General features: G+C 72.2%; 22 protein-coding genes. 14 read left to right on the top strand and 8 right to left on the bottom strand.

The window, feature by feature from the left end; genetic code table 11:
- Positions 1-316: 316 nt before the first annotated feature.
- Positions 317-1,186 (top strand): GNAT family N-acetyltransferase, encoded by an 870-nt coding sequence (locus tag GSF22_RS35320; protein ID WP_208811250.1) that lies wholly within the window; start codon positions 317-319, stop codon positions 1,184-1,186.
- A gap of 29 nt (positions 1,187-1,215) precedes the next feature.
- Here the strand turns inward: GSF22_RS35320 and GSF22_RS03465 are convergent, their stop codons facing one another.
- Both GSF22_RS03465 and GSF22_RS03470 read right to left on the bottom strand, forming a co-directional pair.
- On the bottom strand, positions 1,216-1,911 hold the full coding sequence (locus tag GSF22_RS03465) for a futalosine hydrolase (RefSeq protein WP_208811251.1): 696 nt from the start codon (positions 1,909-1,911) through the stop codon (positions 1,216-1,218).
- Entirely contained in the window at positions 1,908-3,560 is a 1,653-nt protein-coding gene (locus GSF22_RS03470; RefSeq protein ID WP_208811252.1) for an MFS transporter, read from the bottom strand. Before GSF22_RS03470 ends, GSF22_RS03465 begins: the two co-directional genes overlap by 4 nt.
- 86 nt (positions 3,561-3,646) lie before the next feature.
- Here GSF22_RS03470 and GSF22_RS03475 point away from each other — a divergent pair, with 86 nt between their 5' ends.
- Positions 3,647-4,486 carry a DUF3027 domain-containing protein gene (locus GSF22_RS03475; protein WP_208811269.1) on the top strand — a complete coding sequence of 280 codons (840 nt, stop codon included), beginning with the start codon at positions 3,647-3,649 and terminating at the stop codon, positions 4,484-4,486.
- A gap of 45 nt (positions 4,487-4,531) precedes the next feature.
- Here GSF22_RS03475 and GSF22_RS03480 read toward each other — a convergent pair whose 3' ends face one another.
- Positions 4,532-4,735 (bottom strand): DUF2530 domain-containing protein, encoded by a 204-nt coding sequence (locus GSF22_RS03480; RefSeq protein WP_208811270.1) that lies wholly within the window; start codon positions 4,733-4,735, stop codon positions 4,532-4,534.
- 132 nt (positions 4,736-4,867) lie between these two features.
- Between GSF22_RS03480 and GSF22_RS03485 the strand changes: the two genes are divergently transcribed.
- The 5 genes from GSF22_RS03485 to GSF22_RS03505 all read left to right on the top strand — a co-directional run bounded on the left by GSF22_RS03485 (position 4,868) and on the right by GSF22_RS03505 (position 9,609).
- Complete coding sequence (locus tag GSF22_RS03485) at positions 4,868-6,349, top strand: NCS2 family permease (protein WP_208811253.1); 1,482 nt, start codon at positions 4,868-4,870, stop codon at positions 6,347-6,349.
- A 205-nt stretch (positions 6,350-6,554) separates the two neighbouring features.
- Complete coding sequence (locus GSF22_RS03490; protein ID WP_208811271.1) at positions 6,555-6,986, top strand: MarR family winged helix-turn-helix transcriptional regulator; 432 nt, start codon at positions 6,555-6,557, stop codon at positions 6,984-6,986.
- A gap of 73 nt (positions 6,987-7,059) precedes the next feature.
- Entirely contained in the window at positions 7,060-8,337 is a 1,278-nt protein-coding gene (locus GSF22_RS03495; RefSeq protein ID WP_208811254.1) for an MFS transporter, read from the top strand.
- Positions 8,338-8,464: 127 nt separating this feature from the next.
- Positions 8,465-8,974, top strand: coding sequence for a hypothetical protein (locus tag GSF22_RS03500; protein WP_439957736.1), 510 nt, complete (start codon positions 8,465-8,467; stop codon positions 8,972-8,974).
- Positions 8,971-9,609 (top strand): 2'-5' RNA ligase family protein, encoded by a 639-nt coding sequence (locus GSF22_RS03505; RefSeq protein ID WP_208811255.1) that lies wholly within the window; start codon positions 8,971-8,973, stop codon positions 9,607-9,609. The genes GSF22_RS03500 and GSF22_RS03505 overlap by 4 nt, the downstream gene beginning before the upstream one ends.
- A gap of 55 nt (positions 9,610-9,664) precedes the next feature.
- On the opposite strand, the gene GSF22_RS03510 is transcribed toward GSF22_RS03505, so the two are convergent.
- The 4 genes from GSF22_RS03510 to GSF22_RS03525 form a co-directional block, all read right to left on the bottom strand.
- A complete protein-coding gene (locus tag GSF22_RS03510) occupies positions 9,665-10,651 on the bottom strand; it encodes an aldo/keto reductase (protein WP_208811256.1) in 987 nt (328 codons plus the stop codon).
- Between the two features lie 128 nt (positions 10,652-10,779).
- Positions 10,780-11,856 (bottom strand): septation protein SepH, encoded by a 1,077-nt coding sequence (sepH, locus tag GSF22_RS03515; protein WP_208811257.1) that lies wholly within the window; start codon positions 11,854-11,856, stop codon positions 10,780-10,782.
- A 189-nt stretch (positions 11,857-12,045) separates the two neighbouring features.
- Positions 12,046-13,173 (bottom strand): phosphoserine transaminase, encoded by a 1,128-nt coding sequence (gene serC / locus GSF22_RS03520; RefSeq protein WP_208811258.1) that lies wholly within the window; start codon positions 13,171-13,173, stop codon positions 12,046-12,048.
- Positions 13,174-13,467: 294 nt separating this feature from the next.
- Complete coding sequence (locus tag GSF22_RS03525; RefSeq protein ID WP_208811259.1) at positions 13,468-14,574, bottom strand: citrate synthase 2; 1,107 nt, start codon at positions 14,572-14,574, stop codon at positions 13,468-13,470.
- 280 nt (positions 14,575-14,854) lie between these two features.
- On the opposite strand from GSF22_RS03525, the gene pdxH reads away from it, so the two are divergent.
- The 7 genes from pdxH (at position 14,855) to GSF22_RS03560 (ending at position 21,407) form a co-directional block, all read left to right on the top strand.
- Positions 14,855-15,484, top strand: a complete 630-nt coding sequence (gene pdxH, locus GSF22_RS03530; protein WP_208811273.1) for a pyridoxamine 5'-phosphate oxidase — start codon at positions 14,855-14,857, stop codon at positions 15,482-15,484.
- The gene (locus GSF22_RS03535) at positions 15,481-16,785 is read left to right on the top strand and encodes an MFS transporter (RefSeq protein WP_307803691.1); all 1,305 of its coding nucleotides are present in this window, start codon (positions 15,481-15,483) and stop codon (positions 16,783-16,785) included. Before pdxH ends, GSF22_RS03535 begins: the two co-directional genes overlap by 4 nt.
- Before the next feature lie 17 nt (positions 16,786-16,802).
- Positions 16,803-17,735: an aldose 1-epimerase family protein gene (locus GSF22_RS03540; protein ID WP_208811260.1), complete on the top strand. Its 933-nt coding sequence runs from the start codon at positions 16,803-16,805 to the stop codon at positions 17,733-17,735.
- A 9-nt stretch (positions 17,736-17,744) separates the two neighbouring features.
- On the top strand, positions 17,745-18,350 hold the full coding sequence (locus GSF22_RS03545; protein ID WP_208811261.1) for a nitroreductase family protein: 606 nt from the start codon (positions 17,745-17,747) through the stop codon (positions 18,348-18,350).
- A 135-nt stretch (positions 18,351-18,485) separates the two neighbouring features.
- Positions 18,486-18,791 (top strand): type II toxin-antitoxin system VapB family antitoxin, encoded by a 306-nt coding sequence (locus tag GSF22_RS03550; RefSeq protein ID WP_208811262.1) that lies wholly within the window; start codon positions 18,486-18,488, stop codon positions 18,789-18,791.
- A 50-nt stretch (positions 18,792-18,841) separates the two neighbouring features.
- A complete protein-coding gene (locus GSF22_RS03555) occupies positions 18,842-20,017 on the top strand; it encodes an acyl-CoA dehydrogenase family protein (RefSeq protein ID WP_208811263.1) in 1,176 nt (391 codons plus the stop codon).
- A 592-nt stretch (positions 20,018-20,609) separates the two neighbouring features.
- Positions 20,610-21,407 (top strand): DUF4230 domain-containing protein, encoded by a 798-nt coding sequence (locus GSF22_RS03560; protein WP_208811264.1) that lies wholly within the window; start codon positions 20,610-20,612, stop codon positions 21,405-21,407.
- A gap of 70 nt (positions 21,408-21,477) precedes the next feature.
- On the opposite strand, the gene GSF22_RS03565 is transcribed toward GSF22_RS03560, so the two are convergent.
- Positions 21,478-21,684: a PspC domain-containing protein gene (locus GSF22_RS03565; protein ID WP_208811265.1), complete on the bottom strand. Its 207-nt coding sequence runs from the start codon at positions 21,682-21,684 to the stop codon at positions 21,478-21,480.
- Positions 21,685-21,913: the final 229 nt, after the last annotated feature.

Genomic DNA, 21,913 nt, shown 5'->3' on the forward strand with positions numbered 1-21,913 from the left:
GTGCTGGCCGGATGGCGGTGTTGTTCGGACTGCGGTGCTGGCCGGATGGCGGTGTTGGCCGGTCGTGCCCCGGAGCGTGGTTGCGGAGTGCCGGACCCTGATTGGCGCGCTGTCGAGCTGCTAGCAAAGACGGAGCGCGGGATGAACCGCCGGGGCGGTGCCGTTCCTCTCATCGATCCGATAGCACATTCGGAGCAGCTCGACAGCGTCCCACCAGCACTACGGCACCTCGTGTCGGACGAGTTTTCCACAACTTTGTCCACAGGTTTGGTCCGGCTGTTGAAATGCTCCCGGCCAGCGCGCGAGCATCCGGGACATGGCCGAGGAACCGGGTGGGTGCGATGTCGGTGCGGTCCTGCGGGCGGTGCGCCGTGCTGCGGATCTCAGTCAACGGGAGCTGGCGGCGAGAGCGGGGGTGCCCGGGAGCACGGTCGCGCGGATCGAGTCGGGGCAGACGGGAAATCCCGGGTTCCGGACGGTGGAGCAGTTGGTCCGGGCGGGCGGTGCCCGGCTGGTGGTCGAACCACTCAGCACCGAACCACCCAGCACCGAACCACCCAGCACCGGACCATCCGGCTTCGAGCTGCTCAGTGCCGGTCCACCCGGCTCGGAGCTGCGGGACCGGGCGGACCGGCGCTACCCGGCGCATCTGGATGTCCGCGAGGTGCGCGGGCCCCGGGACTGGCCGGGCGCCTGGTGGGCCCACTGGTACGACCTGCCGCCCGAACGGTGGCCGCTGCCGGTGCCGGCGGCGATGTACGACCTGTGCCGCCGGCGGCGGGACCGGCGCCGGTGGGGCGAGCGGGTGCGGCAGGCCGTCCGGGTACGCCGCATCACGGCGGGTCTGCCGGCGGGTTCCTGGCGGTTCGTGGCGGACCTGCCGGACGGCGGGACCGTCGGCGAGTTGCGGGCACACCAGCGCAGCATGGACCTGCGTTACGGCCACGACCTCGGTGACCAGCGGGAACTCGTCCTCGACGGAGTGCTGGTCGCGCCCGGGTACCGGCTGCTCGGCATCGGACGCCGGTTGGTGGGCGCCTTCGTCGAGGAGATGGACCGGGCGGGCATCCGGGAGGCGTACGCGATCGGGGAGGCCGGCTCGTCCGACTTCCTGACCGCCTGCGGGTTCCGGGTCGCCGCCGGCCGGCCGGTGGCGTTGTCGCTGATCCGGCGCCCATCGAGCTGATCCGGAGCGCACCGGGCTGATCCGGCGACCTACCAGCCCGGGCCGAGGACCGGGCCGAGGGCGGTCGCCGCAGCGGTCAGGGCCGCGAATGCCTCCCGCATCCGCCAGTTCCCCCGGTCCCGGGGACCGATCGGGTTGGAGATGGTGCGCAACTCGGCGAAGGGCAGGCCGGCCTGCGTGGCGGCGACGCCCACGGCGTACCCCTCCATCGCCTCGGCCACGGCGTCCGGGTGCCGTTCGGCGAGGAGCCGGGTGCTGTCGGCGGTGCCGGTCACGGTGCCCACGGTCAGTACCGTGCCCACGGCCGCCGCCGGCAGGGCCTGCCGGAGGGTCCCGAGCAGCACCGGGTCGGCGTCGACCAGGATGCCTCCGCCGAGCTGGTCGAGGGGCATACCCAGCTCGTCCAGTGGGATGAACCCGTCCGGCGACTCGGCGCCCAGATCGGCGGCGATGCTACGGCTGGCCAGTACCGTGCCGCCGACCTCGACCCGGCCCGGGAAGCCGCCACCTATCCCGGCGCTGAGCACCGCCCGGTACGGCCGTCCGGCCGCCTCGGCCAGCGCCAGCAGCCGGGCCGTCGCGGCACCGGCCGCGCCCGGCCCGACCCCGACCGGTGCGACGGTCACGCCCTGCCCACCCGACCCGGCCGCCGCGCACGCCGCCAGCCCGGCCCGTACCGCCTCCGCCTCGACCGGTACGGCGGTGACGACCAGCAGTCCCGTCACGACAGCGGCCCCCGGGGCTCGCTGCGGGACTCGTCCTCGCCGGCCCCCTGACCGGCCACCGCGGACGACGGCCGGTAGATGTGGAAGCCGGGCGGGGCGAGCAGGTCGTCCGGTACCGGGTCCGGCCGTAGCGGCGCGGGGGAGGTGGGCGCCGGATCGTCGGCCGCCGCGCGTTCCCTGGTTGCCGCCCGTTCCTCGGCGGCGGCGCGTTCCTCGGCCGCCGCCTGCTCGTCCGCGGCGGCGATCTCCTCGTCGGTCGGCACCGAGCCCCGGAGCCGCTCGCCGCGCAACCGGCGGACCACCAGCACGGCGCGGATCGTGACCAGCAGAGCGAACCCGGCGGCCACCGCGACCCCCGTCCGGCCGTCGAAGGGGACCAGCCCCAGACCACCCCCGGCGACGAAGGCGAGCATCAGGGCGGTCTCCGAGTGGGCGAACGAACTGGCCCGCAGCCGCTCCGGGATGCGCTCGGAGATGGAGGCGTCCACCGACAGCTTGGCGATGCCGCTGACCAGTGCGGTGACCAGGCAGAACAGGGCCACCGTGAGGAGCGAGAAACGCAGCGCCGCGAGCCCCGCGACGCCGGTCACCACGAGCATTCCGGTGGACTGGATGCCGGTCGGATGGTGGATGCGCAGGCGGGTACCGATCGCGGTGGCGAGGAAGCTGCCGACCGCGAGGGCCGCGCCGACCAGCCCCAGCGCCCCCTCCGGACCCAGGTCGCGGCCGAACACCCGGGTGGTCAGGTCACCGCCCTTGATGGCGAAGGCGAGGAAGAGCAGCAGGAAGCCGTAGAGGCCACGCAGTGCGGCGGCGCCCAGCAGGGTGGCGATGACCAGTCGACCGGCCGGCCGGCCCCGGCCCAGCGGCCGGTCCCCGGTGTTGCGCCGCAGGCCGAGGGCGCGCAGCGGACGGGGTACCCGTTCCGGTGGCTCGGAGTCCGCCTTCGGGGGCAGCCGGAGAGCGACGACCATGCCGACCAGGAAGATCACCGAGGCGACCCGGAGCGGCCACTGCGGCCCGAACCAGAACGCGGCCAGGCCGATCGGGGCGACGAGGGCCCCCGCCACCGTGCCGTAGACACTGGCCCGCGCGCCGACCTGGGAGAGACCGAGCCCCTCCGGCAGCAGCCGGGGTACGGCCGCCGAGCGGGCCACACCGTACGCCCGGGAGAGGGCGAGCACCCCGAAGGCGGCCGGGTACAGGCCGAACCCGTTGATGTAGTCGGAGATCAACCAGGCCAGGAAGGCCCGACCGAGCATGGTGGTGGCCAGGGCGTACCGGCGCCCGTGCCGCAGGTGGTCGAGCAACGGGCCGACCACCGGTGCGAGCAGCGCGAACGGCACCATGGTGACCAGCAGGTAGAGCGCCACCTTGCTGCGGGCCTCGCCGAGTGGCGCGTTGAAGAAGATCGTCCCGGCCAGGCCGATGGCGATCAGGGTGTCCCCGGCGCAGGAGACCGCGTGCAGGTCGAACAGGCGCACCATGCCGGTCTCGCCACCGGCGCTCCGCGTCCGGGCCTGGCCGACCCGTCGGGTCAACCAACGGCCACTGCCGATGGTCCCTCTGGCCAGCAGCCGGACCCCCCGGAAGCCGGTGCCGATGGTGCGCCCGAGCAGCGACCGGTCGGAGCGGGAGAACAGCGGCATGTGCACCATCCTCGCCCATCGCGCCACCGGCTGTCGGCTCTGTCTTGCGAAGAGCTGCGGGGAGTGCCTGACACACGCCCGTACCCATAGGGAAGAATGAGCGTGTGACCAGGACCGCCGCTACCCGCGCCGCCCGTCTCGACCAGGTCTGCGCCGCCGCCGTCGAGGTGGCCCGGGCTGCGATCACCGAGGTGGACCCGACCGACGTCGGCGAGCACCTCCGGGCGGTCGCCGAGGCCGACCGGGTGGTCACCCACTTCTTCGAGTGTCACCTCGACGGCTACCGGGGCTGGCGTTGGGCGGTCACCGTCACCCGGGTGCCGCGCAGCCGGCACGTGACGGTCTGCGAGACGGTGCTGCTGCCGGGGCCCGACGCGTTGCTCGCCCCGGGCTGGCTGCCCTGGCAGGAGCGCCTCCAGCCGGGTGACCTGGGCCCTGGTGACCTGCTGCTCACCCCGCCCGACGACGAGCGGCTCGCCCCCGGCTACCTCCTCTCCGACGATCCGGCGGTCGAGGAGACCGCGTGGGAGCTGGGCCTCGGGCGGCCCCGGGTGCTCTCCCGGGAGGGGCGTGCCGAGACCGCCCAGCGCTGGTACGACGGCGACCACGGCCCCGGGGCGCCGATCTCGGTCGCGGCCCCCGCCTCGGCCCGCTGCGGGACCTGCGGTTTCTACCTTCCGTTGGCCGGCGCGCTTCGGCAGTCCTTCGGGGTCTGCGGCAACTTCTACGCCCCCGACGACGGTCGGGCGGTCAGCGTCGACCACGGTTGTGGCGCCCACTCGGAGGCGCTGACGGAGACCCCCGAGACGCCGGTGGACGAGCTGCCCACGATCTACGATGACAACGCGGTCGAGCCGGTGTCGGTCGACCGGGCACCCGGCCCGGTGGAGTCCGGCGAGCCGGCGGAGCCGTACGAACACCCGTGACGCGGTCGCGCCACTGACCGGTCGACCGGTGCGGTGGCCGCCGGGTCAGCGGTTGGCGCGGCGGCGCCGACGGTTGGCGTCGTGTCGCAGCATCACGGCCAGCCCCGGCAGCCCCACCAGGAACCCGGCGAGGCAGATCGACAGCCAGTTCTCGTGGCCGGTCGCGGTCAGCCAGTCCCGGAAGAACACCAGCAGCACCAGTCCGGCCACGGCCCAGGCCACCAGCCCGGCGACGGCGAACGGCACCATCGGCGGGTCGGGTGGTTCGGGGCGGGGCTGACGCTGCGGCACGGAGCAAAGAGTACGCGATCAACTTTCGCTGTGCGGCTGTGATCTGCGACGATGCGCGCGTCCAACGACTGATCCACCTGCGAGGACCTGATGGATACAGCGCCGCCCGAGACAGGTAGCACCCCACCCGCTACCCCTCGCCCGCGCAACGGTTTCGACCGGTTCTTCGAGATCTCCGCCCGCGGCTCAACGGTGAGCCGGGAAGTGCGCGGCGGTCTCGCCACCTTCTTCACGATGGCGTACATCGTGGTGCTCAACCCGCTGATCCTGGGCAGCGCCGTCGACGGTGACGGCAAGCGGCTCGCCATTCCGGCCATCGCGGCGGCGACCGCGCTGGTGGCCGGGGTGATGACGATCCTGATGGGGGTGGTCGGTCGGTTCCCGCTGGCGCTGGCCGCCGGGCTCGGCGTCAACGCCCTGGTCGCGTACGAGATCGCACCCCAGATGACCTGGGCGGACGCGATGGGGCTGGTGGTCATCGAGGGCGTGATCATCGCGCTGCTCGTACTGACCGGTCTGCGTACCGCCGTGTTCCGCTCGGTGCCGACGCAGCTCAAGACCGCGATCGGGGTCGGTATCGGCCTCTTCCTGACCATCATCGGGCTGGTGGACGCCGGGTTCGTCCGCCGGCTGCCGGACGCCGCGAACACCACCGTGCCGGTGGGGCTGGGCATCAACGGCAAGCTGGTGAGCTGGCCGGCGCTGGTCTTCGTGCTCGGTCTGCTGCTCACCCTGGTGCTGGTGGTGCGGAAGGTACGCGGCGCGATCCTGATCGGCATCCTGGGCTCCACGGTGCTGGCGATCGTCGTCGAGGCGGTGGCCAACGTCGGCCCGTCCTTCGTCGACGGCAAGCCCAACCCGAAGGGCTGGGCGCTGAACGTGCCGGAGCTGCCGAAGACGGTGGTCGACACGCCGGACCTGTCGCTGCTGGGCAACTTCAACGTGCTCGACTCGTGGAGCCGGGCCGGCTGGCTGGTCGTGCTGATGTTCGTGTTCACCCTGCTGATCACGGACTTCTTCGACACGATGGGGACGATGGTCGCGGTCGGTCAGGAGGGCGGGCTGCTCGACGAGCGGGGCATGCCGCCGCGTACCCCGCAGATCCTGCTGGTCGACTCGGTCGCCGCCGCCTCGGGCGGGCTGGCCAGCACGTCGAGCAACACGTCGTACATCGAGAGCGCGGCGGGTGTCGCGGAGGGCGCCCGGACCGGGGCGGCCAACCTGGTCACCGGTGGGCTCTTCCTGCTGGCGATGTTCCTCGCGCCGCTGGTGGTGATCGTGCCCTTCGAGGCCGCGTCGACCGCCCTGATCGTGGTCGGTTTCCTGATGATGACCGCGGTACGGACCATCGACTGGACCGACTACGAGATCGCCATCCCGGCCTTCCTCACCATCACGCTGATGCCGTTCACCTACTCGATCTCCAACGGGATCGGCGCGGGGGTCATCACGTACGTGCTGCTGAAGCTGGCCAAGGGGAAGGCGCGTGAGGTGCACCCGCTGCTGTACGGGGTGGCGGCGCTGTTCGTGCTCTACTTCCTGCGTGGTCCGATCGAGTCGGTGATCTTCTAGATCGCCGCGTGGTGATCTTCTGGATCGCCGCGCCGCCCGACTGGTCCGCCGCTGCCGGCGGTCGGTCCGGGTACGGACGGTCAGGGCCGGTGCGGCTCCGGTCACATCGGCCCTGACCAGGTTTGATCTCGGTGAGAGCGGTCATATTCCATATCGTTAGCCAAGCTCATTAGTTAGGCTAACAACTGTGACGGAGTGGATGGTGATGGCGGAACGCGCCGGGCCGACGCAGCTGGCGACCCTGCTGCGCGACGCGATCACCCGACTCAACCGACGGGTCCGGCAGGCCCGCCCGGTGGGCGACCTCACGGTGACTCAGCTCTCCGCCCTGACCAGCCTCCGGCTGGCGGGCGCGCTGACGCCCCGTGAACTGGCCGACACCGAGCGGGTGCAACCGCCGACGATGACCAAGATCGTCGCTAAGTTGGAGGATCGCGGCCTCGTGCGGCGTACCCCCCATCCGACCGATCGTCGGCAGGTGATCCTGTCCCCGACCGAGGGGGGCCGGGCCGTGCTCGACGAGTTCGAGCGGGCCCGCGACGAATGGCTCGCCAACCGGCTCGCCGAGTTGACCCCGGAGGAACGCGACACGCTGCTGCGCGCCGCCGAGATCCTCCAGCAGGTCGCCCGCGGCTGACCAGCCGCCAGCAACCGGGTCCGCTTCGTCCGTCAGGTGGATGACGCGTACGACCCGAGGAGGCGCACCGAGAGTGCGGGCGAAGCTGAGCACGATGTTCCAGTCCCTACAGGTCCGTAACTACCGACTCTTCGCATCCGGGCAGCTGATCAAGCTGATCGGCGTGTGGATGATGTTCATCGCCCAGGACTGGCTCGTCCTCGAACTGTCGGACGACTCGGCCACCGCCCTCGGTGTGGTGACCGCACTCCAGTTCACCCCCGTGCTCCTGCTCACCCTCATCTCCGGCCGCCTCGCCGACCGGTACGACAAGCGCCTGCTGCTCTTCGTCGCCAACGCGTTCTGGACCGCGCTGGCGCTCGGCATGAGCCTGCTGGTGATCACCGGCCTGGTGCAGCTCTGGCACGTCTACGTCTTCGCCGTCCTGCTCGGGGTCGCCAACGCGGTCGAGACCCCGGTCCGCCAGGCGTTCGTCTCCGAACTGGTCGGCATGCCGCTGCTGCCGAACGCGCTCTCCCTCTCGGCAGCCACCTTCAACAGCGCCCGGATCATCGGCCCGGCGCTCGCCGGTGTCGCCATCGCCGTCTTCGACGTCGGCCCGGTCTTCGTCATCAGCGCGCTCAGCTCACTCGCCCCGCTGGTCAACGTGATCCGGATGCGCCCCGCCGAACTCCACCGGGAGGCCCTGCCGCCGATCGAGGAACGCGCCTCGGCCCGGGTCGTCGACGGTCTGCGCTACGTCGCCCGCCGCCCCGACCTGCTGCTGCCGATGGCGCTGATGTCGGTGATCGGAATGACCTTGTTCAACTTCCAGCTCACCCTGGCCGCCCTGGCCAAGACCGTCTTCAACACCGGGGCCGCCTCGTTCGGCCTGTTCACCACCGCGCTCGCGGTCGGCTCGCTGGCCGGTGCGCTGGCCGGAAGCGGCCGGCGCAGCCGCCCGTCGGTCTGGGTCGTGCTGGGCAGCGCGGTCACCTGCGCCGTGTTCGGCACCCTGGTCGGGCTCGCCCAGACGTACTGGCTGGTGGTGGCACTGCTGGTACCGGCCGGATTCTTCATGGTCTTCTTCGCCCAGGCGTCCAACCAGCGGGTGCAACTCGGTGTCGACCCGGCCTTCCGGGGCCGGGTGATGGCACTCTGGGTGCTGGTCTTCCTCGGCACCAACCCGGTCGGCGCCCCGCTCATCGGCTGGGTCGCCGAGACGTACGGCGCCAGCGCCAGCATCTGGATCGGCGGTCTGATCTCGCTCACCACCGCCCTGCTCGCCCTGACCTGGCAGTTGCGCCGTTCCGGCGCCCGGGTACGCCTGCGCTTCGTACCGACCCCGCGCTTCTACGTCACCCAACTCTGAGGTGTAAGGAAGGGCCCCTTCTTATCGCATTTTGTATAGGAAGGGGCCCTTCCTAACAGGCGGGAAACCCGTCAGAGCGCCGCCAAAGCGGTGGCGTGAACGGGCCACTACCCTTAGCGTCAATTCCGTGGAGGTCCCGGACGGGCTCGTGCTGGCACTGGCGTTCCTCGGAATGGCCTGCCTGCCGATCGTCGTGGCCATGGTGCTCTGCGTCGACGAGTTGATCGACCGGATCGTGTGCGGGTTCGCCGACTGGCGCGAGGACCGGCGGGAACGGCGGACGATCAGCCACCTCGACCGGGCCGTGGAGGCCGACTCGTTGACCCGGGACTACGACCTCACCGAATTCGACCGTACCGACCGGCTGAGCATCGAGCGGATCGCGGCCGACCTGCGTACCCTCGGCGGCCACCGGATCGGACTGCGCAGCCGGGCCGTGCTCTGGGACCCGGCCGTGCTGGCGGCGTACGACGAACGGCTCCGACAGGCCAGCCGCTGCCTCGGCATCACCGAGCATCTCGCGGAGTTGGAGGGCGTCGACCGGGAGATCGAGCGGATCCGGGTCGAGGGTGAACTGCACGCCGCCGGTCTGGCCCTGCCCGCAGCCCGGGGCGTCCGGGGTCAACACCAGCGTTGAGACTCTTCGTCGCGCTGTACCCGCCCGCCGGGGCGCTGGACGACATCTTCGCCGAGGTGGGCCGCCTACGGGTGGGACGGGCCGCCGCCGAAGATGTCCGGATCCGACTGGTCGACCGGGAGAGCGCCCACATCACGCTGGCCTTCCTCGGCGACGTCGACGACGACCGGCTGCCCGAGGTGACCGCCGCCCTGGCCCGGGCCGCTGCTCCAGCGGCACCGGTGCCCACGGCATCCCCGCCGCCGGCACCGGAGGCACCAGGCGTCCCGCCGGCACCGGCCCCGCCGGTCGGGCCGCTCCGGCTCCGGCTCGCCGGGGGCGGAGAGTTCGGAGCGGGGCGGCACAGCGTGCTCTGGGCCGACGTCCACGGCGACGTCGCCGCGCTGCACGCACTGGCCGGTCGGATCCGGTCCGAGCTGCACCGGGCCGGCCTGCCCTACGATGGCAGACCGTTCCGGCCGCACCTCACCATCGCCCGCCCACAGGGCCGGCTCGACCCGGAGGACGTGGCCCAGGACCGGGCCGCCCTCGACCGGTACCGGGGCCCGGCCTGGCCGGCGACCGAGATGGTGCTGGTCCGCAGCCACCTCGGCCCCCGGCCGCTCCACCACCGGTTGGCCCGCTGGTCCCTGTAGGGAACGGGTCAGCCGGGCCGCCTGGCTCGGCGCCGGTGAGTCGACGTCTCAGGGCCTACCAGGCCCACGCCTCCGGCCCGGGACCGCCCTGACCGAGCGGCGGGAAGAGTTCGTCGAGCCGACCCAGGGCCGCGTCGTCCAGGTCGACCGACAACGCACCGAGCGACCGGTCGAGCTGCTCCACCGTCCGGGGACCGATGATCGGCGCGGTCACCCCGGGGCGGGAAAGCAACCAGCCGAGCCCGACGTCCGCCGGGTCGTGGCCCAGGTCCGCGCAGAACTTCTCGTACGCCTCGATGGTCGCCCGGTGTGCGGACAGGGCCTCTGCCGCGCGGCCGCCCTTGGCCCGCGACGCGCCACCCTCGGCGAGTTTCCGGACCGCCCCGCCGAGCAGGCCGCCGTGCAGCGGCGACCATGGGATGATGCCCAGCCCGTACTGCTGGGCGGCCGGTACCACCTCAAGCTCGACATGCCGGGTGAGCAGGTTGTAGATGCACTGCTCGGAGACCAGCCCGAGGAAGTTGCGCCGGACGGCCGACTCCTGCGCGGCGGCCAGGTGCCAACCGGCGAAGTTGGACGACCCGACGTAGAGCACCTTGCCCTGGGCGACCAGGGTCTCCATCGCCTGCCAGATCTCCTCCCACGGCGTCGCCCGCGAGACGTGGTGCATCTGGTACAGGTCGATGGTGTCGGTCTGCAACCGGCGCAGCGAGTCCTCACAGGCCCGGATGATGTGCCGGGCGGAGAGTCCCCGCTCGTTGGGCCAGTCGCCCATCCGGCCGTACACCTTGGTGGCCAGGACGACCCGGTCCCGTCGGCCGCCGCCCTGGGCGAACCACCGGCCGATGATCTGTTCGGTGATCCCCTCGCCGGTCTGTCCACCGTAGACGTTCGCGGTGTCGAAGAAGTTGATCCCGTGCTCCAGCGCCCGGTCCATGATCCGGAAGCTGTCCGGCTCGCTGGTCTCCGGCCCGAAGTTCATCGTGCCCAGGCAGAGCCGGCTCACCGAGAGGCCGGTGCGTCCGAGGTTGATGTAGTCCATCAGCCCACCCTGCCACGACCCGGCCGGTACCGCCCGGAGCCTGGTAGGCCGTTGAAACGGTTGGGCGGTACCGGACCGTGGATCAGTACGGGCTCGCGCGTCGGGTCAGGACGGCCGACGGGCCCGGGTCAGGACGACTCGCGGGCCGCCGGGCCGCTGCCGAACAGCACGTCGTCCCAGCTCGGCAGGCGCTTGCGGGCCTTGCCGGCCGCGTCGGTGGTCTCGGTGGTGCCGCCGGTCGCGGTCCGCCGGGGCCGGAGCACCGCGAGCGAGGGTACGGCCGGCACCTCCTTCGGCGCGTCCGCGTCGTCGTCGAACGCCGACCCCTGCCCGCCACCGAGCAGTGCCGCCGCGCCACCGGTGACCGCCCGCTGCCGGGGCGCGTCGGAACCGGCGAGGGCCGCCGGGGAGACCGGGTCGAGCCCCCGCCCGGAGGTCGAGCCGAGCGGACGGTCCAGTGAGGCGAGCAGTGCGTCCCGACCGGCCCGGATCGGATCCCGACCGGCCCGGCCCGACTCGACCGGTGTGGGCAGGCCGTGGCCACCACCCCGGCTCGGCTCACCCCGGGACGGGCCGGGCAGCGCGTGCCCGCTCCGCTCCGGAGCCGGCTCCTGGCCGAGGATCGGCGTCGGCCGCTCGGCGCAGAGGTACTGCGCCATGTCGTCGTGCGGGGTGACGTTCTGCCGGGTCTTGTCCAGCTCCCAGATCGCCTGGGCGGTCGCCTTGCCCGACGGCCAGGTGGCGATGATCCGCCAGGTGCCGTCGTCCCGCCGGTACGCGTCCCAGGAGATCTTCTCGGTGTCGATACCGTGCTGACCCAGCCGGCTGTCGACCACCTCGGCCAGCGGCTGGCCCTTCTCCGAGTTCTTCAGCCGGGTACGCCGGGCGTGCTGGGCGAGCATCGCCCGCTCCTGGAGCACCGGACCGGCGTACCGCAGAACCCGGTCGACCGGGACACCGGCGATCCGGGCGACGTCCTCCGCGGACTCGCCGGACCGGATCCGGGCCTGGATGTCCCGGGGGGAGAGCGACGGTGCCAGGTCGCTGGCGGGCCCCGCCACGGTGAGCTGGGGTGCGCCCGGCTCAGCGTGCAGCACGGTCGACACCCGCTCGTCGATGGGCAGCGCGAGCAGCCGCCCGACCTCGTCGGCGAGTACCAGAGCCTGGCCGTCCTCGGAGAGGGCGACGAAGCGTACTGGGCGCATAGCGTTGCCTCCGTCCCGCTTCGCTGGCCTACGCCACGCGGTCGTCCCACCGTGGCGCCCTTGACGGACACGGTACGCCTCCTGCCGGGCAGGTGGGGGATGCCACGCCCGGATGTCGGCGATCAGTCGCCCCGGTCGGTGTCCGGTGCGGCCCTGGTCGGGCCGCACCGGACACCGGTCAGGACAGGCTCAGGACTGAGCGATGACGTAGTCGATACAGGCGGTGAGGGCCTCGACGTCGGCCGGCTCCACCGCCGGGAAGAGCGCGACCCGCAGCTGGTTGCGGCCCAGCTTGCGGTACGGCTCGACGTCGACGATGCCGTTGGCGCGCAGCGCCTTGGCGATCGCCGAGGCGTCCACCCCGTCGACGAAGTCGATGGTGGCCACCACGTTCGACCGCAGCGCCGGGTCGGTGACGAACGGCGTCGCCACCTCCGAGCGCTCCGCCCAGCCGTACACGATGCCGGCGCTCTCGGCGGTGCGCTTGGCCGCCCAGGCCAGCCCGCCCTGGGAGTTCATCCAGTCGGTCTGCTCGGCGGCCAGGAAGATCGTGGCCAGCGCGGGGGTGTTGTACGTCTGCTCCAGCCGCGAGTTGTCGATCGCGGTGACCAGGTCGAGGAACGCCGGAACGTACCGCCCCGACTCCTTGATCTCGGTGGCCCGGGCCAGCGCGGCCGGGGACATCAGGGCCAGCCAGAGCCCGCCGTCCGAACCGAAGCACTTCTGCGGGGCGAAGTAGTAGACGTCGGTCTCCCGGACGTCCACGGCCAGCCCGCCCGCGCCGGAGGTCGCGTCCACCAGCAGCAACGCGTCCGGGTCGGCGCCGGTCACCCGGTTGACCGGTACCGCCACGCCGGTCGAGGTCTCGTTGTGCGGGGTGGCGTAGACGTCCACGCCGGCCTCGGCGACCAGGGCCGGCGCGCTGCCCGGGGCGGACTTGTGCACGGTCGGCGTACCGAGGAACGGGGCGTCGGCCACCGACTTGGCGAACTTGGCCCCGAACTCGCCGAAGCTGGCGAACTGGGCCCGGTCCCGGACCAGGCCGAACGTCGCCACCTCCCAGAAGGCGGTGGTGCCACCGTTGCCGAGGACGACCTCGTACCCCTCGGGCAGGGAGAAGAACTCGGCCAGGCCACGGCGCAGCCGGGCGACCTGGTCACGCACCGTCTTCTGCCGGTGCGAGGTGCCGAGGAACGTCGTCGACACGCCGCTGAGCGCGGAGACGGCCTCCGGGCGGACCTTGGACGGCCCGCAACCGAAGCGGCCGTCGGCGGGCTTGATCTCGTCGGGAATCCGAATCGTCGGTGCGTCAGCCACGGTACGAAGATCCTTCCGGGTGGGCCGGCGGCCCGGTGAACTGGCGGCCCGCACGGTCCGTGCCGCGAGCGCGCAGGGGCGCTGCGGAGCCGGGGCCGGGCGGGTGTCCGGCGGCGCTGCCGTGGGCTCCATCCTGTCACCCGGTCGGTCCGGTCGGCCCCGCAGTCCCGGTCCGGGCGCTGAGGCGTACCCCACACCGGCGCGGCCCGCGGGCGTCGGGCCCACCGGTCTCCGGGCGTTAGGAAGGGCCCCTTCCTATACCGAAAACGATAAGAAGGGGCCCTTCCTTACACCTCAGACGCCGTGCGGGATGGCGTCCCAGCCCTCGACCTCGTGCGGCTTGCGGGTGCCCGGGCCGACGTACCGCGCCGACGGGCGGACCAGCCGCTGGAGCTTCTTCTGCTCCAGGATGTGCGCGCTCCAGCCGCCCATCCGGGCGCAGGTGAACATCGAGGTGAACATGTGCGCCGGTACCTCGGCGAAGTCGAGCACCACGGCCGACCAGAACTCGACGTTGGTGGCGAGCACCCGGTCCGGCTTGCGGGCGTGCAGCTCCTCCAGGGCGGCCTTCTCCAGCGCCTCGGCGACCTCGAAGCGGGGCGCGCCCAGCTCCTTGGCGGTGCGGCGGAGCACCCGGGCGCGCGGGTCCTCGGCCCGGTAGACCCGGTGACCGAAGCCCATCAGCCGCTCGCCCCGGTCCAGCACGCCCTTGACGTACCCCTCGGCGTCGCCGCTGCGCTCGACCGCCTCCAGCATGGTGAGCACCCGGGACGGGGCACCACCGTGCAGCGGGCCGGAGAGCGCGCCGATGCCGGAGGAGATGCAGGCGGCGGCGTCGGCGCCGGTGGAGGCGACGATCCGGGTGGTGAAGGTGGAGGCGTTCAGGCCGTGCTCGGCGGCCGAGATGAAGTACGCGTCGACGGCCTTGACGTGCCGCGGGTCGGGCTCGCCCCGCCAGCGCTTCATGAACCGCTCGACGATGGTCTGCGCCTTGTCGATCTCCTTCTGCGGCACGGCGGGCAGGCCGAGACCACGGGCCGACTGGGCGACGAAGGAGAGCGCGGTGACCGAGACCCGGGCCAGGTCCTCGCGGGCCTGCTCGTCGGAGATGTCCAGCAGCTGGTTGAGACCCCAGTAGGGGGCGAGCATCGCCACGGCGGACTGCACGTCCACCCGGATGTCACCGGAGTGCACCGGCACCGGGAACGGCTCGGCCGGCGGCAGGCCCGGACCGAACCGACCGTCGACCAGCAGCGCCCAGACGTTACCGAAGGAGACCTGGCCGATCAGATCCTCGATGTCGACCCCGCGATAGCGCAGCGCGCCGCCTTCCCGGTCGGGCTCGGCGATCTCGGTCTCGAAGGCTACGACGCCCTCCAGTCCGGGCTTGAAATCGGCCATGTCGTCTCCTGGCTCTGGTCCGGCGCCCGTACGCACTCCGCCGGCCCGAGCCGGTTGAGCTCCTTAGGCGACCCTCAGGGATGTGTTCGTGACATCTTGCCTGGTGAGTAACTAACTTTGCGACCCGTAGCGACTGTGCTACAGACGACATCCCGCCGTAACCGGGTGCGTGCTTCTGCACCAGACTGGCGGAAAATCCGCTGGCCAGAACCATGGTGGCGGGAAACGGTCCGGTAATGAGGAGGAGAAAGTGACGGGCGACACAGTCGGTCCGGCCGGGATGCGCAACGAGTACGCGGCGGAAAAGGGCCTTTCCCGGGCCGATCTGGCAGCGGACTGGGTGGCCCAGTTCGACCGCTGGTTCGCCGACGCGGTCGGGTTCGGTCTCGTCGAGCCGAACGCGATGGTGGTCGCCACCGCCGACCCCGCCGGCCGGCCGAGCGCCCGCACCGTCCTGCTCAAGGGGTACGACCAGCGGGGGTTGGTCTTCTACACCAACCACACCTCGCGCAAGGGCACCGAGGCGTTGGGCAACCCGTACGCCAGCCTGGTCTTCCCGTGGTTCCCGATGCAACGCCAGGTGGTGGTCTGCGGGCGGGTCACCCCGATCGACCGCGCCGAGACGGAGAGCTACTTCGCCAGCCGGCCCCGTGGCTCGCAACTCGGTGCCTGGGCCAGCCCGCAGTCGTCGGTCCTGCCGGACCGGGCGGCCCTGGACGACATCTACGCGGCCACCGTCGAACGGTTCGCCGGCCAGGCGCAGATCCCGCCCCCGCCGCACTGGGGCGGCCTGCGGGTCGAGCCGGAGACGGTGGAGTTCTGGCAGGGCCGGGCCAGCCGGCTGCACGACCGGCTGCGCTACCGCCGTACCGACCGGGGCGCCTGGGTGGTCGAGCGGCTGGCCCCGTGACCACCGTCAAACAGCGCAACGATCCCGGCGGACGGACCGGCATCCGCCGTTGGGCCATCGACCTGCGACCGCTGCGGATCCCGGCGTACCGGCGGCTCTGGCTGGGCACCGGCGTGGGCGGCTGCGGCTCCCAGATCGCCCTGGTCGCCGTCTCGGTCCAGATGTACGACCTGACCCGGGACTCGTTCTGGGTCGGGCTGCTCGGCGTCGCCACGTTCGTACCCCTGCTGGTGTTCGGGCTGTGGGGCGGCGCCTTCGCGGACGTGCTGGACCGGCGGCGGCTGATGGTGGCGAGTTCGGTCCTGGCCTGGGTGACCAGCTTCGGGCTGCTGGCCCAGGCCCTGCTCGGGGCGGACAGCCCGGTGCTGCTGCTGGTGCTGGTGGCGGTGAACTCCAGTGCGTTCGCGGTCAGTTCCCCCACCCGGCAGGCGATCATCCCCCGGCTGGTGCCGACGGAGCTGGTACCGGCGGCGAACACCCTCAGCTTCACCACCGCCACCGCCACCATGGTCGCCGGCCCGCTGCTCGCCGGGCTGATCCTGGCCGTCTGGCCCCCGGCGGTCGCCCTGCCCGTCGCGTACGGCGTGGACGGCCTGCTCTTCGGTGCCGCGGTCTGGGCCAACCTACGGCTGCCCGCCCTGCCGCCCGCCGGATCGTCCGACGGGGTACGGCGGACCGCCGGTCTGCGCAGCGTGATCGAGGGCTTCCGGTACCTGGCCACCACCCGGGTGCTGCTGCTCTCCTTCGCCATCGACCTGGTGGCCATGGTGTTCGCCATGCCCCGGGCGCTCTTTCCGGCGATCGCCGAGGACCGGTTCGGTGGGGGTGCCGCCGCCGGTCTGCTGTACAGCGCCATCGCCGCCGGGTCGATGCTCGCCGGGCTCACCTCCGGCTGGCTCGGCCGGGTGGGCCGGCAGGGACTCGGGCTCGTCCTGGCCGTGGTCGGTTGGGGGGTGGCGATCGCCGGCGCCGGTCTGGCCCGGCAACTCTGGCTGGTGGTGCTGCTGCTCGCGGTGGCCGGCGCGGCCGACCTGGTCAGTGCGGTACTGCGACAGACGATGCTGATGGTGCACGTACCGGACGAGATGCGCGGCCGGTTGCAGGGGGTCAACGTGGTGGTGGTGGCCGGCGGCCCGCGCCTGGGCGACCTGCGGGCCGGCGCCACCGCGGCGGCGTTCGGCACCGGGATCGCCTGGGTCGGCGGGGGTGTCGCCGCCGTCGTCCTGGCGGTGCTGCTCGCGGTCGCGTTCCCGGCGCTGCGCAGGTACCGGCCCACCGGAGCCGGCACGGGCGCCCGGTAACCGATATCGTCGCCGCCATGGAGACCGTGGAGAACACCGCCCTTTCCGGTGCACAGTGGACCATCGCTGCGGCCGGTCACGAGGCTGTCGTGGTCGAGGTGGGTGGCGGCCTGCGGACGTACCGGTCGGACGGGGTGGACCACGTCGACGGGTACGGCCCGGACGAGGTCTGCCCGGGCAGCGCCGGCCAGGTGCTGGCGCCCTGGCCGAACCGGATCCGGGACGGCCGGTACACCTTCGGTAACCGTGAGCTGCAACTGGCGTTGACCGAGCCGGCCCGGCAGGTGGCCATCCACGGGCTGGTCAACTGGGTACGGTGGCGGCTGGAGGAGCAGAAACCGGATTCCGTGGCCCTGGTCCACGACCTGCCGGCGACCCCCGGTTACCCGTGGCCGCTGCGGCTGCGTACCCGGTGGAGCGTCGGGTCCGACGGCCTGCGCGCCGACCACGAGGTGACCAACACCGGGCCGGAGGACTGCCCGTTCGGTTTCTCGGTGCACCCGTACCTGCGACTGCCCGGGGTGGCGGTCGACGACATCCGGATGCGGGTACCGGCCCGCAGCCGGCTGCTGCTGGACGCCCGGCTGCTGCCGATGGGCATCACCGGCGTCGTCGGCACCGACCACGACTTCACCGAGCCGCGCCGGATCGGCGCGGCCGTGCTCGACCTCGCCTTCTGCGACGTGATCCGGGAACCGGACGGTGGTTCGCGGGTCAGCCTCACCGGACCGGACGGCACCGCCGGGGTCAGTCTCTGGGCGGACGAGCAGTTCGGCTGGTGGCAGGTCTACACCGGGGACACCCTGTCCGGGGAGCGGCACCGCCGGTCGGTGGCGGTGGAGCCGATGACCTGCCCGCCGGACGCCTTCCGCTCGGGCCGGGACGTGATGGTGCTGCCGGCCGGGCACACCTGGCGGGCCGCCTGGGGTATCCAGCCGACACCGGCCTAGGAGCGGCGGATGGAGTTCCGTGAGGTCGTCCGGCGACGCCGGATGGTACGCAACTACGACCCGGACCGGCCCGTGCCCGCCGAGGTGGTGCAGCGGCTGCTCGACCACGCGGTCCGGGCGCCCTCCGCCGGGTTCGCCCAGGGCTGGGGCTTCCTGGTGCTGGAGTCGGCGGAGGACCGGGAGCGGTTCTGGGCGGCGGCCAGCCCGGGTGGCTCCGGCCGGCAACGCTGGCTGGAGGGGATGCGCCGGGCCCCGCTGATCGTCGTACCGCACGCGAACCGCGCGACCTACCTGGAGCGGTACGCCGAGCCGGACAAGGGCTGGGCGGACCGTTCCCCGGACCGCTGGCCGGTGCCCTACTGGTACGTCGACACCGGGTTCGCGGCGCTGCTGATGCTGCTCACCGCCGTGGACGAGGGGCTGGGCGCCTGCTTCTTCGGCATCCCGCCGCAGCGCACCGGAGCGTACCGGGAGGCGTTCGGGGTGCCGGAGGACTTCCTGCCGATCGGCGCGCTCACCATCGGTTACCGGGCCCCGGACCAGCGGTCGCCGTCGCTGCGGCGGGGACGCCGGCCGGTCGACCAGGTGGTGCACCGGGGCCGGTGGGGCGGTTGAGGCCCGACTGGCCCGGGTCGACCAGAGTAACGAAACTGACATGAGCGAACAAACGGCGATGTCGGCGATGGTCGCTAGGCTGACACGGCACGACACCACGGGTCGGCTCGGTCATGGGGAGGGGAGCGCGCCGTCGTGATCTTCAGAGCGGTTCGGGACGGGCGTCCGTACCCGGAGCACAACCTCACGCTCAAGCAGTGGGCGGAGATCCCGCCGCGACCGCTGCGGCTGGACCAGCTCATCACGACCAAGCGGGAGCTCGCCCTCGACAAACTGCTGGCCGAGGACTCGACGTTCTACGGCGACCTGTTCCCGCACGTGGTGCAGTGGAACGGCGGGCTCTACCTGGAGGACGGGCTGCACCGGGCGCTGCGCGCCGCGTTGCAGCAGCGCAACCAGATCCACGCCCGGGTGCTGGTGCTGACCGGCCAGCTCGACTGACCGGTCGGGCAGGCGGGCACCGCGACTGACGGGTCGTTAAGGTGGCCGGCATGAGCCTGCCCGGGACCGCTCCGCTCGAACTGCTCGACCTCGACTCGTCGCTGACCGACGAGGAGCGCGAGATCCGCGCCGTCGTGCGCCGGCTGATCGACGACCGGGTACGCCCGCACGTGGCCGGCTGGTACGAGGCGGGCACCGTCCCGGCCCGGGAACTGGCCCGCGAGTTCGGTCGGCTCGGCCTGCTCGGCATGCACCTGACCGGGTACGGCTGCGCCGGTGCCTCGGCGGTGGCGTACGGGCTGGCCTGCCTGGAGCTGGAGGCCGGTGACTCGGGCATCCGGTCCCTGGTCTCGGTGCAGGGCTCGTTGGCGATGTACGCGATCTGGCGGTACGGCAGCGAGGAGCAGAAGCAGCGCTGGCTGCCGGCGATGGCTGCCGGCGAGGCGATCGGCTGTTTCGGGCTGACCGAGCCGGACCACGGTTCCGACCCCGCCTCGATGGCCACCCGGGCCCGGCGGGACGGCACCGACTGGGTGCTGACCGGCGGCAAGATGTGGATCACCAACGCGCCGATCGCCGACGTCGGCGTGATCTGGGCCCGTACCGACGACGGGGTGCGCGGGTTCGCCGTACCGATGGACACGCCGGGGGTGACGGCGCGGGAGATCACCCGCAAGATGTCGCTGCGCGCCTCGGTCACCGGCGAGATCGTGCTGGACGACGTGCGGCTCCCGGCGGACGCGGTGCTGCCGGCGGCGGCCGGGTTGAAGGCACCGCTGAGCTGCCTGACCGAGGCCCGGCACGGGATCGTCTGGGGTGCGCTGGGCGCCGCGCGGGACTGCCTGGAGACGGCGCTGGACTATGCCGCCACCCGGGAGCAGTTCGGCCGGCCGATCGCCGGTTTCCAGCTCACCCAGGCCAAACTGGCGGACATGGCGGTCGAACTGCAAAAGGGCTTCCTGCTGGCGCTGCACCTGGGGCGGCTGGCCGACGCCGGCCGGTTGCGGCCCGAGCAGGTCAGCGTGGGCAAGCTCAACAACGTACGCGAGGCGCTGGCCATCGCCCGGCAGTGCCGGACGATCCTCGGCGCCAACGGTGTCTCCGGCGAGTACCCGATCATGCGGCACGCGAACAACCTGGAGAGCGTGCTGACCTACGAGGGCACGTCGGAGATCCACCAGTTGGTGATCGGGCAGAAGCTCACCGGCATCTCCGCCTTCGCCTGACCGGTCCCCGTCAGAGCGACCGGCAACAGGGCTGGCGGGGCTGCGACATGCGGCGCGCCTCGCCACCACCGTCCTGTTGCCGGTCGCTGTTACCTGTTCCTGCTGGTCGGAACGCCGGCCTGGTCGGGCCGGCGGGCCTTGTCGGGCGTCCTGTCGAGCTGCTGGCGTGGATGGAGCGGGGGCGCCGGCCCCGTTCGCTGGCCGGCCCCGTCCACCGGGGTGCACCCGCTGCGCCTCCACCACCGGCTGCCCCGGGTCGACCTCCCCCTGATCAACTCGTTTTCCTGGTGGTCGGGGCGTCCGCCCCGGCCCGACAGCCCGGTCTCCTGGAAACCGGAAGTGGAGCGGGCGGATGGACCTGGCCCGGTCCATCGGCGTTTCCGCGTTGATAGCAAATCCGGAGCAGCTCGACAGTGTGCGTCCGCCCCAGGTGCGTCCGCCCCAGGCGCGTCCACCCAGGTGCGCCCCCCAGGCGCGTCCACCTTGGGTCGAGCCTGGTCGGGCCGGAGCCCGGGGCGCTCGACGAGCGCGTGTCGTAGTGGGGACGTACCGTCATCATCAGGCGATACGTCTGGCGAGGATGGTGAGGGCGATGTCCCAGAACGGTGATGTCAACCAGCCCACCCGGGAGTTCCCGGAGTACACGCGGGGTCAGGCCGAGCCGGTGCCGGCGGCAGCGCGGCGGACCGACGACGGGCCGGTCCACGACGGGCCGGCGGACCCGCCGGCCACCGGGTCGGGTGGCGCCCGGCGGGCCGGGGTCGGCTTCTTCTGGCTGGCCGGGGCACTGGCGCTGGCCCTGGTCGTCGGGCTCGGGCTGAACAGCGCGGGGCTCTGGCCGAGCTGGCGCAACCCGTTCGCCGAGGAGCGGACCGACCGTAGCCAGCCGCCGCTGCTCACGTCGATCCAGAACCTGAGCCGCTACGTGGCCGCCGAGGGGAACTTCCAGGTGGTGATCGATCTCCAGTCCGACCGCAAGTACGTGCCGGACTTCCTGCTCAACGACCGGACGCTCTTCGTCGGGGCGGGCAGCGTGGAGTCGTACGTCGACTTCTCGACGATCGCCGAGGGGGCGGTGGTGGAGTCGGCGGACCGGAAGTCGGTGGAGATCAGGCTGCCGGCGCCGCAGCTCGGCAAGCCCAACCTGGACCTGGAGAAGAGTTACGTCTTCGCCGAGAAGCGGGGCCTGCTGAACCGGCTCGGTGAGCTTTTCGGCTCCGACCCGAACCGGCAGCGCGAGGTCTACCAGCTCGCCGAGGAGCGGATCGCCGCCGCCGCCCGGGACAGCGGGCTCGCCGACCGGGCCCGGGAGAACACCCGCAAGATGCTGGAAGGGCTGCTCCGCTCGCTCGGCTACCAGACCGTCACCGTCACGTACACCGCGCCCTGACCGTAGGGCGCCGGCAGGTCACGCGGTGCCCGCCCCGGCGACCCGGGGCGGGCACCGCCGTGCCGTCGGGTCAGTGGACGTTGGCCAGGTACCGGTCCTCGTTCGGCATGATGATCCAGAGCGCCAGATAGACGATCACCTGGGTGCCGGGGAGCAGCAGCGAGAGGAGGAAGAGGAAGCGGACGAAGCCGGCGGACATCCCGAACCGGCGGGCCAGGCCGGCGCAGACACCGGCGATCATGCGGTTTTCCCGGGGGCGGACCAGTTTGCGACTCATCGTCGTCTCCCACTCTGCGGCGCCACGCCGCTTACCTTCGACGGTACGAACGGGCCGGGTGCCCGCCCTCGGTCCGAAGGCGGATCCCGGCCCCGGGTACCACTAGACGAGTAAGTCCTAACGGTCCCGGGGCTGCGGCATAGGCGAAGGGTGTTGAAGATCCGTTTGTGACGACAGACCTCAACACCCTTCTGACCGCACTGTACGTGAAGATCGACGACTGGCTCGG

Origin of the sequence: Micromonospora echinofusca (assembly GCF_017614955.1) — a bacterium.
GTDB lineage: Bacteria > Actinomycetota > Actinomycetes > Mycobacteriales > Micromonosporaceae > Micromonospora > Micromonospora echinofusca_A.